The 261-nt window shown below is 73.2% G+C and carries 1 protein-coding gene; it reads left to right on the top strand.

All coding sequences use genetic code 11. The annotated features are described in order from the left end of the window. The coding region (locus Q1A09_RS22550) for a DUF222 domain-containing protein (protein WP_299960648.1) at positions 1–261 on the top strand (261 nt) is incomplete at both ends.

The following is a 261-nucleotide window of genomic DNA, read 5'->3' as shown; positions in this document are numbered from 1 at the left end:
CGGACGGCGTTGCTGGTGGCGGTGCAGAACCGGGTGGCGGCGGAGTTGACCCGCACGGTGCGGCACGGGGAGCTGACGCAGGCGCCGGAGCACGACGGGTTGAAGTCGATGCGGTCGTGGCTGATCGGGCACGTGCGGTTGTCGGCGGCCGAGGCGTCGCGGATCGTGCGGTCGGGTCGGGCGTTGGAGCACTTCCCGGCGTTGGCGGCCGGGTTCGCCGAGGGCGCGGTGACCGCGGCGCAGATGGACGTGGTGGCTGTT

Origin of the sequence: uncultured Modestobacter sp. (assembly GCF_947486615.1) — a bacterium.
GTDB lineage: Bacteria > Actinomycetota > Actinomycetes > Mycobacteriales > Geodermatophilaceae > Modestobacter.
This window is presented reverse-complemented; position numbering and strand designations above follow the sequence as displayed.